This window comes from Rhodococcus qingshengii JCM 15477 (assembly GCF_023221595.1).
GTDB classification, from domain to species: Bacteria; Actinomycetota; Actinomycetes; order Mycobacteriales; family Mycobacteriaceae; genus Rhodococcus_F; species Rhodococcus_F qingshengii.
Genome location: NZ_CP096563.1, coordinates 3,108,305 through 3,119,683, shown reverse-complemented (window position 1 = coordinate 3,119,683; position 11,379 = coordinate 3,108,305). Strand labels below are relative to the sequence as shown.

General features: G+C 63.3%; 8 protein-coding genes. 4 read left to right on the top strand and 4 right to left on the bottom strand.

The window, feature by feature from the left end; genetic code table 11:
* Nucleotides 1-30: 30 nt before the first annotated feature.
* Together M0639_RS14360 and M0639_RS14355 are read right to left on the bottom strand one after the other, a co-directional pair.
* Complete coding sequence (locus M0639_RS14360; protein WP_003944866.1) at nucleotides 31-1,578, bottom strand: NlpC/P60 family protein; 1,548 nt, start codon at nucleotides 1,576-1,578, stop codon at nucleotides 31-33.
* Nucleotides 1,579-2,029: 451 nt separating this feature from the next.
* Complete coding sequence (locus tag M0639_RS14355; RefSeq protein ID WP_021332993.1) at nucleotides 2,030-2,620, bottom strand: Rv1476 family membrane protein; 591 nt, start codon at nucleotides 2,618-2,620, stop codon at nucleotides 2,030-2,032.
* Between the two features lie 456 nt (nucleotides 2,621-3,076).
* Between M0639_RS14355 and acnA the strand changes: the two genes are divergently transcribed.
* Nucleotides 3,077-5,878, top strand: coding sequence for an aconitate hydratase AcnA (gene acnA, locus M0639_RS14350; RefSeq protein ID WP_007727883.1), 2,802 nt, complete (start codon nucleotides 3,077-3,079; stop codon nucleotides 5,876-5,878).
* Between the two features lie 180 nt (nucleotides 5,879-6,058).
* On the top strand, nucleotides 6,059-6,625 hold the full coding sequence (locus tag M0639_RS14345; protein ID WP_003944970.1) for a TetR/AcrR family transcriptional regulator: 567 nt from the start codon (nucleotides 6,059-6,061) through the stop codon (nucleotides 6,623-6,625).
* A gap of 60 nt (nucleotides 6,626-6,685) precedes the next feature.
* On the opposite strand, the gene M0639_RS14340 is transcribed toward M0639_RS14345, so the two are convergent.
* Nucleotides 6,686-8,317: an ABC-F family ATP-binding cassette domain-containing protein gene (locus tag M0639_RS14340; RefSeq protein WP_064075314.1), complete on the bottom strand. Its 1,632-nt coding sequence runs from the start codon at nucleotides 8,315-8,317 to the stop codon at nucleotides 6,686-6,688.
* Nucleotides 8,318-8,446: 129 nt separating this feature from the next.
* Here M0639_RS14340 and M0639_RS14335 point away from each other — a divergent pair, with 129 nt between their 5' ends.
* Entirely contained in the window at nucleotides 8,447-9,232 is a 786-nt protein-coding gene (locus M0639_RS14335) for an SDR family oxidoreductase (RefSeq protein WP_007727887.1), read from the top strand.
* Between the two features lie 10 nt (nucleotides 9,233-9,242).
* The gene (locus M0639_RS14330; RefSeq protein ID WP_064075315.1) at nucleotides 9,243-10,373 is read left to right on the top strand and encodes a lycopene cyclase family protein; all 1,131 of its coding nucleotides are present in this window, start codon (nucleotides 9,243-9,245) and stop codon (nucleotides 10,371-10,373) included.
* 14 nt (nucleotides 10,374-10,387) lie between these two features.
* Here M0639_RS14330 and M0639_RS14325 read toward each other — a convergent pair whose 3' ends face one another.
* Nucleotides 10,388-11,359, bottom strand: coding sequence for an alpha/beta hydrolase (locus M0639_RS14325; RefSeq protein WP_064075316.1), 972 nt, complete (start codon nucleotides 11,357-11,359; stop codon nucleotides 10,388-10,390).
* Nucleotides 11,360-11,379 lie beyond the last annotated feature (20 nt).

Sequence of the window (11,379 nt, the reverse complement as noted above, 5' to 3'; positions counted from 1 at the left end):
TGCGGGTGTCAGCGGCATTTCCTCTGACGGTCAGGACACCAGTCGGACGGCGTACGGCGTCATTCCGCCCCACCGAACCGGTGAGACCATGACACTCGAACCGGATTGTGGTGCCTCGAGCATCTGACCGTTACCGAGGTAGAGCGCCACGTGTTGGCTGGCGTTGGGGCCGTAGAAGATCATGTCGCCGCGCTTCATCTCCGAAGACGGAACCTGAGTGCCTGCGGTGTACTGATAGCCGGTGTAGTGCGGCAGCGAGATCCCGATGCCGGCAAAGGCATAAATCATCAAGCCGGAGCAGTCGAACCCGACCTTGTTGAAGTCGCCGTAACTGTCAGCGACGCCGCCGTCACGGATGCCTCGCGTCGGACCGTTCTCGTCGCCGCCGCCCCAGGCATACTGCACGCCTAGCTGAGACATTCCGCGGTCGATGACGGATTCGATTGCAGCGCTTCCGGTGACGGAAGGCTTCGGAGTGGTGGGTTTCGGCGTCGTCGGCTTCGGGGTGGTGGGCTTGGGCGTCGTGACCGTTTCCTCGTCGGTGCCGGTCTCTTCGTCCGTGCCTGTTTCCTCGTCGGTCCCTGTTTCTTCGTCAGTCCAGGTGTCGTCGTCGTCCGGGATGACGGTCGGAGTCGGGTCTTCGACCGCGGTGTGCGGACGCTGGGCTGCTGCCAGTGCGGCAGCTCGATCCTTGGCTGCCTGGTCGGCAGCGGCACGGGCGGCGGCCTGAGCGGCCGCTTCCTTGGCAGCGGCTTCGAGAGCCTTCTGATGAGCTTCCTCGGCGCGGCGCTGTTCGTCCCAGGTCGCGTATGCCTGGCGTTGACCCTGCAAGCCGGCGACGGCGTTGCGGGCGGCGTCGAGCTGAGCCTGGGCAGAGTTGCGCTCGGCTTCGATCGCGGCCTTCTTGGCTACCTGCTGATCGAGAGCGTTGCGCGCGATCTGAATCGCTTGCTCCGCCAGATCCTTCAGCTGCGCGGCGACCTCGGCGGCGGCATCGGCCTGCTGCTTGGCCTGGCGGGTCGCGGAATCCTTGTTCGCCTGCTCGGTACGTGCTCGCTGGAGACCGTCGAGCACTGCACTCTGCGTATTGGCGAGAAGCTTGAGGACCTGGGCGCGGTCGAGAACGTCGCCAGGACCCTTGGCGTCGAGGAACGACGAGATCGACGCAGTATTGGTGCCCTTGACGTAGCTCGAGCGTGCGTACTTGTCGAAGTCCGTCTGAGCGACCTCGATCTGCGCCGACGCGTCCTTCAGAGCTTGTTTCGTGACTCCGACGGCCTGCGCTGCGGAGTCTGCGGCGCCGCGAGCGTTCTGCAGATCCACGAGAGTCTTGTTGACGTCTTCACGCTTGATCGCAACTTCGTTGTCGAGTGCCGACAACTGTTCGTTTGCCGATGCGACTTGATTGATGAGCGCGCTGACGGTGCCGACGCTCGACGAGACCTGCGAATCTGCCGCGGCGATATCCGAGTCACTCGGATTCGGCGGCGGTGGCGGTACGGCCGAGGACATGGCCGGCGTCCCGACGATCAGGGATCCGACGACGCCGAATCCGATGACCAGTTGCGCCAGGCGCATCGATTTACGGGAAGGACCACGACGGGACTCGCCGCCACGTGTTACTTGCCTCACAAATAACTCTCCCTCGCGTGTAACGCCACGGCCCGCTGGGTCGCCGATCCGTGCGGGGAGGGAATGCGCAGACCAAGCACCGGTCGCCCACAGCCCGAGAGCTGCTCGTCGACCTGGACGTGCCGTACGAACGCCACCGTCGACACCTCGAGAACGAGGCAACCGACAAGTACGCGTCGAACAACATCAGCCTGTCTGCGACACTTCTTCCCCAAAAAGTGCCAGTTGTACCGTACGACACTCAAGCGTTCTTTGGAAACTTTAGCCACAAATAACACAAACGGTATTTGAGCTGGTCGAATGGCATGCAGGCACCAAAAAGGGCAGGTACTCACCGCAAACAGCAGTGAGTACCTGTTTTCGACGAGTTACTGAAAATCTCGCAAAAGGACCAAGGTCAGACGGAATCGGCCCGGTGGTCGGATGGTGCTGGTGTTTCCGAAGTCGAGGCAATATGTCTGGTTTGCGCGTTTTCTGGCTCTCGCCGCCACTTGACGGCAAAGGTAATTCCGGCAATAACCGCCACCACTGCGATGACAAGGACCGTGTAAAGCGTCCACGGCGGACCTGGCGCCACGATCTCGTGCGAGAAGCGGTCCGCGGTCACGCTTGCGCTTTCGCCGAAAGATCGGTCCTGTGCAGTTTCGAGCTGCACTCGACTGATCGAATCGCTGTAGCTACCCATCCAGTCAGGGCTCAGAACGAGAACCGTTCCGCCTTCTGTTTTGCCGACCGTCGTGGCCAGGTCTCGAAGATCGGACGGCCGGCCCGGATTTGCGTCGACTACTACGACGCTCAAGTCGACACCACGTTCACGAGCGTCGGTCACCACCGCGGTCAGCCCCGCAACATCATCCGCGGGGGCGGAGACGCCGTCCGTCGAAATGTCCGCGAGCACGTCGTCGAGATCGACGTCCGACGGAACAGCGACGTGCAACGGGGACTTCACGTGCACAGGCGCAAAAGCGTGATTTGTAGGAGCAGACATCTCTCATCCGGGTGCTGTTCGGATTCCGTCCACCGCTGAGATGCGGGGAGTTCTTCCGAGGTCGTTTTTCGGCGGCCGACCCGCGACGGGCCTGCATGCACCCTACTTCAGGTCGACTGCCACCAGGCGTCACACACAACCGCCGCGCGTGCCGCCCGAGCGGTAGCTGTGGGTGCGGTCACCCAGCCAAGCCTGCGTTGCGCAGGCCCGCAGTCTGCATGAAGATTGTTTCGGTCAACTTGCCCTGAATTCTCACAGGACAAGCGTACTGTTAGACTTGGACCAAGAGGTACCACCGGTCAGGACAGGTTCTACTGCAGCTCCGATGTTCGGACAGTTCTCACGCGAACTGTGCGATTGGCGTGAGCTACGGAGGATCTTCCCGGCCGAAGTACCTCGCTTCAGCTGCCGACACAGCCCCGTCGGTAGCGACCCTCATAGACGAGTGGAGCAGACGTGAGCACCAGTATCGATTCATTCGGAGCCAAGGGAACCCTCGAGGTCGGTGAGAACTCTTACGAGATCTTCCGCCTCTCGGCCGTCCCCGGCACCGAGAAATTGCCCTATTCCTTGAAGGTTCTCGCCGAGAACCTTCTCCGCACCGAAGACGGCGCCAACATAACCGCGGATCACATCCGCGCAATCGCAAGCTGGGATCCCTCAGCCGAGCCGAGCATCGAAATCCAGTTCACGCCTGCCCGCGTGATCATGCAGGACTTCACCGGTGTTCCTTGCATCGTCGACCTCGCCACCATGCGTGAGGCCGTCACCACCCTCGGTGGCGACCCGAACAAGGTCAACCCGCTCTCCCCCGCCGACATGGTCATCGACCACTCGGTCATCCTCGACGTCTTCGGCCAGGCCGACGCACTCGAGCGCAACGTCGACCTCGAATACGAGCGCAACGGCGAGCGTTACCAGTTCCTCCGTTGGGGCCAGGGCGCATTCGACGACTTCAAGGTCGTCCCCCCGGGAATGGGCATCGTTCACCAGGTCAACATCGAGTACCTGGCACCCACCGTCATGTCGCGTAACGGACAGGCATACCCCGACACCTGTGTCGGCACCGACTCGCACACCACGATGGTCAACGGCCTCGGCGTGCTCGGCTGGGGCGTCGGCGGCATCGAGGCCGAGGCAGCAATGCTCGGCCAGCCCGTCTCCATGCTGATCCCCCGCGTCGTCGGCTTCAAGCTCTCCGGTGAGATCAAGCCCGGCGTCACCGCAACCGACGTCGTGCTCACCGCCACCGAGATGCTCCGTAAGCACGGCGTCGTCGGCAAGTTCGTCGAGTTCTACGGCAACGGTGTTGCCGAGGTTCCGCTCGCGAACCGCGCGACGCTGGGCAACATGAGCCCCGAATTCGGTTCCACCGCAGCGATCTTCCCGATCGACGCCGAGACCATCGAATACCTGCGCCTCACCGGCCGCAGCGACGAGCAGCTCGCTCTCGTCGAGGCGTACGCCAAGGAACAGGGCCTGTGGCACAACCCCGACAAGGAACCTGTCTTCTCGGAGTACATCGAGCTGGATCTGGGAACCGTTGTTCCCTCGATCGCCGGCCCGAAGCGCCCGCAGGACCGAATCCTGTTGTCGGAGTCCAAGACTGCGTTCCGCAAGGACATCCACAACTACGTGGAAGAGAACCACCCGACCGAGCACACCCAGCTCGACGAGGCCGTCGAAGAGTCCTTCCCGGCTTCCGATCCCGCGGTTCTGTCGTTTGCCGACGACGGAGCGGTCGACGTTCTCTCTGCTGCCAACGGCGCAGAAGGCCGTCCGAGCAAGCCGGTCGTCGTCAAGTCCGACGCCGGTGAGTTCGTTCTCGACCACGGCGCCGTCGTCGTTGCAGGTATCACCTCCTGCACCAACACGTCCAACCCGTCGGTCATGCTCGGCGCTGCACTGCTCGCACGCAACGCCGTCGAAAAGGGCCTCGCCACCAAGCCGTGGGTCAAGACGAACATGGCTCCCGGTTCGCAGGTCGTCACCGACTACTACGAGAAGGCCGGCCTGTGGCCGTACCTCGAGAAGCTCGGTTACTACCTCGGTGGTTACGGCTGCACCACGTGCATCGGTAACACCGGACCGCTGCCCGAGGCAGTCTCGAAGGCGATCAACGACAACGACCTCTCGGTCACCGCGGTGCTCTCGGGTAACCGTAACTTCGAGGGACGTATCTCCCCCGACGTCAAGATGAACTACCTGGCTTCCCCGCCGCTCGTGATTGCCTACGGCCTCGCCGGAACCATGGACTTCGACTTCGAGACCGATTCGCTCGGTAACGACACCGACGGAAACCCCGTCTACCTCAAGGACATCTGGCCGTCCACGCAGGAAATCGAAGAGACCATCAAGTCCTCGATCGACCAGGACATGTTCCGCAAGTCGTACGCAACCATCTTTGCGGGCGACAGCCGCTGGCAGAACCTCGAAACCCCGAAGGGTGACACCTTCGAGTGGGACGAGAACTCCACCTACGTGCGGAAGCCACCTTACTTCGACGGCATGACGATGGATCCGGCTCCGGTCAAGGACATCAAGGGCGCTCGCGTCCTCGCACTGCTCGGCGACTCGGTCACCACCGACCACATCAGCCCGGCAGGTCCGATCAAGGTCGGTACCCCCGCTGCGCAGTACCTCGACTCCCATGGCGTCGAGCGTGCGGATTACAACTCGCTCGGCTCGCGTCGCGGTAACCACGAGGTCATGATTCGCGGAACGTTCGCGAACATCCGTCTGCGCAACCAGCTCCTCGACGACGTCTCGGGTGGTTACACCCGCGACTTCACGCAGGAAGGCGCACCGCAGGCATTCATCTACGACGCGTCGCAGAACTACCAGGCAGCCGGCATCCCGCTGGTCGTCCTGGGCGGCAAGGAGTACGGCTCCGGATCCTCGCGTGACTGGGCAGCCAAGGGCACGAGCCTGCTCGGCGTCAAGGCCGTCATCACCGAGTCGTTCGAGCGCATCCACCGCTCCAACCTGATCGGCATGGGCGTTGTCCCGCTGCAGTTCCCGGTCGGCGAGTCCGCAGGTTCGCTCAAGCTCGACGGCACCGAGACCTTCGACATCGAAGGTGTCGAGAAGCTCAACGAGGGCGTCACCCCGAAGACCATGAAGGTCACGGCGACGCGCGAGAACGGCGAGAAGGTCGTGTTCGACGCAGTCGTACGCATCGATACCCCCGGCGAAGCGGATTACTACCGCAACGGCGGCATCCTGCAGTACGTGCTTCGCAACATGATCCGCGGCTAGTAGGCACTACGTGCCTGTGAGCACTTTCGGCCCCTGACGGGTCACAAAGCGCTCACGACCACTTTCGCCGGAAGGCGAACCAGGTTTCATCGGTGGTCGTGAGCGCTTTGTGCACTGAGTCGACATTCAGCGCCTACGGCCGAAAGTGTTCACAGGCAACCCGACAAAGGAGGGATGCCCGTGCCCAAGGTCAGTGAAGACCATCTCGCGGCACGGCGCAGTCAGATCCTTGACGGCGCCCGCCGCTGCTTTGCGGAATACGGCTACGACGGCGCCACAGTTCGCCGTCTCGAAGAAGTCACCGGTTTGTCCCGCGGAGCGATCTTCCATCACTTCAAGGACAAGGACGGCCTGTTCCTCGCTCTCGCAAGCGAGGATGCGAGCCGGATGGCAGATGTCGTCGCCGAAGAGGGACTCGTCCAGGTCATGCGGGACATGCTCGCGCAGCCCGATCAATTCGATTGGCTGGGAACGCGACTGGAGATAGCGCGTCGACTGCGCAACGACGCCGATTTCCGCGAGAAGTGGTCGCAGCGCTCCGTAGAACTGACCGAAGCGACCAGTGCGCGTCTCGCCAGACAGAAATCGGCAGGCAGACTCCGTGACGACGTCCCCACCGAAATTCTGATCGGGTATCTGGATCTGGTGATGGACGGCCTGGTCGCGAGAATCGCCTCCGGCCACGGCGTCGACAACCTGTCAGCGGTTCTCGATCTGGTCGAGGAATCGGTGCGGCGGAGAGATTGAGGGGCTTCGCCCCTGTGCGCCTTTTTGGTAGTTCCCACTACCAAAAAGGCGCACAGGGGGTTAGGCGAGCTGGATCAGCTCGAGGTATTCCTGCGACCAGTGGTCCTCGTTGCCGTCGGGCAGGAGGATGACTCGCTCAGGGTTGAGTGCCTCGGCAGCACCCGGATCGTGGGTGACCAGGACGACGGCACCGGTGTAGCTGCGGAGCGCATCGAGCACCTGCTCGCGCGAGATCGGGTCCAGGTTGTTGGTGGGCTCGTCGAGAAGCAGAACGTTGGCAGCCGAAGACACCAGACCGGCCAGAGCCAAACGCGTCTTCTCACCACCCGAGAGCGTTCCGGCCGGCTGTTCGAGCTGCGGGCCGGTGAACATGAAGGCACCGAGCAGCGAACGCAGTTCCTGCTCCCCTGTGTCCGGCGCGGCGTGGCGGATGTTCTCCCACACGGACGCGTCGTCGTCGAGGGTGTCGTGCTCCTGAGCGAAGTAGCCGACCTTGAGTCCGTGACCGGCGATCAGCTCACCAGCGTCCGCTTTCTCCGCGCCCGCGAGGATGCGGAGCAGTGTGGTCTTACCTGCACCGTTGAGTCCGAGGATCACCACACGAGACCCACGATCGATCGCGAGATCGACACCGGTGAAGATCTCGAGCGAGCCGTACACCTTGGTGAGGTTCTTGCCCATCAGCGGAGTCTTGCCACAAGCGGCGGGTTCGGGGAAACGAATCCGCGCAACCTTGTCCGAGACACGTTCGGCATCGAGGTTCGCCATCAATTTGTCGGCTCGCTTGGCCATGTTCTGAGCCGCGACGGCCTTGGTTGCCTTTGCGCCCATCTTGGCGGCCTGAATCCGCAGCGCACCGGCCTTCTTCTCGGCGTTGGCGCGCTCGCGGCGACGACGCTGCTCGTCCGTGGCACGAGCGTCGAGGTACTTCTTCCAGTTCATGTTGTAGACGTCGGCCTCACCGCGGACGGCGTCGAGGAACCACACGCGGTTGACGACGTCGTTGAGCAGGTCGACGTCGTGGCTGATGACCACCAGTCCACCCTCGTGGTTCTGGAGGAAGCCACGCAGCCAGGTGATGGAGTCGGCGTCGAGGTGGTTGGTGGGCTCGTCGAGCAGCAGAGTCGTGTCCGAGCGGGCACCGCTGCCGTCGGAGGCGGCGAAGAGGATGCGCGCCAATTCGACGCGACGACGCTGACCGCCGGACAGCGTGCTGAGCGGCTGCCCGAGAATACGGTCTTCGAGACCGAGGCTGCTGGTGATGCGTGCAGCTTCACTCTCGGCTTCGTATCCGCCGAGGGCCGAGAACCGATCCTCGAGCTGACCGTAATTCTTGACCGCGCGGTCCTGCGATTCCTGATCGAGCACCTCGCCCATCAGAATCTGCTGCTTCTCCATCTCGCGGAGCATCGTGTCGAGGCCACGTGCGGAGAGAACCCGGTCCTTGGCGAGGACGCTCAGGTCGCCCTCTTTGGGGTCCTGCGGGAGGTATCCGAGTTCACCGGTACGTACGACGCTTCCGGCATATGCCTCACCTTCGCCGGCGAGGATGCGCAGTGTGGTCGTCTTTCCGGCTCCGTTACGTCCGACGAGTCCGATCCGGTCGCCCGGCTGGATGCGCAACGAAGGCCCGGGAGCCGTGAGAAGGGTGCGGACACCGGCACGAACTTCGAGGTCAGTGGCGGTAATCAAGCAAACTCCTCAGGAAAAACGACGAATACGGGTAAACAATGCCTGACTACAGACACAAGAACTATCGATTTTACCGTGACCTGACGGTCGTTCCGACCAGCAGCGTGTGAGTCCGCTAACGTTCGGGACATGACTAGCGAAAACAGCACTCGTCCTCGCGACCTCGAAGGCCGTGCCGCCATCGTCACCGGCGCAAGTCGCGGAATCGGCAAAGCTGTCGCCGCCGAACTCCTCGCTCGCGGTGCCGACGTCTTGATCACAGCCCGCAAGCCGGAGCCTCTCGAGGCCGCCGCATCCGAGCTGTCCGCTCTGGGGCACGGCGGAAAGGTCGTCGCATTCGCGGGCAACGCAGCCGATGCCGAAGCCCGCTCCGGTGCCGTCGACCGCGCCGTGTCCGAATTCGGTTCACTCGACATTCTGGTCAACAACACCGGAATCAACCCCGTCTTCGGTTCGCTCATGGAAGCGGACCTCGACGCCGTGCGCAAGATCTTCGACGTGAATGTGGTTGCCGCCCTCGGTTACGTCCAGCAAGCACATCGGGCATGGATGGGCGAACACGGTGGAGCCGTCGTGAACCTGGCAAGTGTGGCCGGGATCCGGTCGACGGGCGTCATCGCGGCGTACGGTGCGTCGAAGGCTGCGCTCATCCGCCTGACGGAAGAACTGGCCTGGCAACTGGGACCGAGGATTCGTGTCAACGCCGTAGCTCCCGGGATCGTCAAGACGCAGTTCGCGGCAGCCCTGGTCGCTGCCGGCGAGGACAAGGCGTCGGCGGGCTACCCGATGAAGCGGCTCGGCACCCCCGAGGACGTTGCCGGCTTGGTCGGCTTCCTCGTCTCCGACGCGGCGGCGTGGATCACGGGCGAAACGGTCCGGGTCGACGGCGGTCTGCTCGCAACGGGATCGATGTAGTGCGCCGGTCGTGAGCACAGACAACTTCACCGCCGACGTGGTGATCGTCGGTGGCGGCCCGGCCGGGCGGGCACTCGCCACCCGCTGTATCGCCCGGCAACTCACCGTCGTCGTTGTCGATCCGCATCCCCATCGGGTGTGGACGCCGACCTATTCGGCGTGGGCTGACGAGCTGCCGTCGTGGCTGCCGGTCGATGTGATCGCAAGCCGGATCGAACGCCCGAGCGTGTGGACCCGCAGACAGAAAACGCTTGATCGCACATATTGCGTATTGAATACATCTTTACTGCAATCATTTCTCTCGGGCACATCCGTACAGTTCAGAGCCTTGCGCGCTCAAACACTGTCACCTACCGCCGTCCTGTGCGTGGACGGATCGCAGCTGACAGGTTCCGTCGTCATCGACGCCCGGGGTACCGAACTGACGGTGACAACCGCCCAGCAGACCGCCTTCGGAGTGATCGTCGACCGCGCTCTGGCCGATCCGATTCTGGGTGGTGGCGAAGCCTGGTTCATGGACTGGCGAACAGACAACGGCGCCTCCGACGCCGACACTCCGTCGTTTCTCTATGCGGTCCCACTCGACGACGAGCGAGTTCTCCTCGAGGAGACCTGCCTCGTCGGCCGGCCGGCGTTGGGGCTCCGCGAACTCGAAGCGCGTCTGCGCACCCGGCTTCACAATCGGGGCTGCGAAGTCCCCGACGACGCACCGGTCGAGCGAGTCCGTTTTGCAGTCGAAAGCCCGAAGGAGTCGTTCCCCGACGGTGTCCTCCGGTTCGGCGGGCGAGGCGGTCTGATGCATCCGGGAACCGGATACAGCGTTGCCTCGTCACTCGCCGAGGCAGACGCTGTCGCCAAAGCAATCGCCGACGGTGGAGATCCCAACGCGGCGCTCTGGCCGCGGTCGGCCAAGGCGGTGTCTGCCCTTCGCCGCGTTGGCCTGAACGCACTTCTCACCCTCGGCTCGGGAGAGGTCGCGACATTCTTCGACACGTTCTTCGATCTACCGGTCGAGGCTCAGCGGTCCTACCTGTCCGATCGGCGGGACGCGTCCGCGACGGCGAAGGTGATGGCAACCCTGTTCCGATCGTCACCGTGGCACGTCCGAAAGACGTTGATGCGCGCGCCGTTTCTGAGGTGAGCACTCCGGACCGACTACTGCGCTCCCATCGAGCCGGCGATCATCGGCCAGGAATTGTGTAGGTCGTCCTGCCAGTAGCCCCACGAGTGGGTTCCGGTCGGCTTGAAGTCGAAGGTCGCGGGGATGCCCAGTGCGTTCAGTCGGTCCGCCAAGCCGTGCGTGCACCCGTTGACCGCGGATTCGATGATGCCGCCGACGACGATCTGATTAAGGAGGGCTCCGGGATTTCCGTTCACATCGGGTGCCTGAAGGTTGTCGTGCGGACCTGGCAGCCCGGATCCGGTGGAAACGTACAGTGCGGTCCCCCGCAACTTCTCCGCGTTCACGACCGGATCGTTCTCGCGCCACCCCGGACCGTCGAACGGTCCCCACATGTTTGTCGGATCAGCGCCACCCCGCGCGCCGACCACCAACCGCACATAGTCCTGACCCGGCTGGGTGGAAGTCTCCGCGCACCCGCTGTAGGCCCCGACACTCCGATAGAGCCCTGGTGCCGAGATCGCGAGATTGAGTACCGACGTCGCCGTCATCGAAATCGCCGCGATGGCGTTGACCCCGTTGGTACCGAACTGCGCATCGATGACGGGCGGCAGTTCGCGAGTGAGGAACGTCTGCCACTTGTTGCGCCCGAGTACGGGATCGTCTTTCTGCCAGTCGGTGTAGTAGCTGAACGCTCCTTCCAGCGGCGTCACGACGTTGACGTTCTTGTCGGCGAAGAAGTCCAGGACATCGGTCCGTCCTTCCCACGTTGCACTGTCCTCGCCACCACCGGCGCCGTTGAGCAGATACAACGTGGGCCGTGGGGCGCTCGTGTCGGCGGGGAGGATCACCTCGAGTGGAATGTCGCGGCCCATCGCATCGGAGTGGACGCTGATGGTTACGGTGCGTGCCGGATCTGCGTTCGCGGGCCAAGGCGCAAACAGCAGTGGAACCAGTGAAATCGCCAGCGCCGCGGTGACGCGTCGACGGTAGGTTCGGATTCTCATCGGAGCGTCCCCCCAAGTGT

Bases quoted from the DNA above. Each gene is read 5' to 3' on its own strand.
- M0639_RS14355 (WP_021332993.1), bottom strand. From the start codon at position 2,620: ATGTCTGCTCCTACAAATCACGCTTTTGCGCCTGTGCACGTGAAGTCC.
- M0639_RS14360 (WP_003944866.1), bottom strand. From the start codon at position 1,578: ATGCGCCTGGCGCAACTGGTCATCGGATTCGGCGTCGTCGGATCCCTG.
- M0639_RS14325 (WP_064075316.1), bottom strand. From the start codon at position 11,359: ATGAGAATCCGAACCTACCGTCGACGCGTCACCGCGGCGCTGGCGATT.
- M0639_RS14335 (WP_007727887.1), top strand. From the start codon at position 8,447: ATGACTAGCGAAAACAGCACTCGTCCTCGCGACCTCGAAGGCCGTGCC.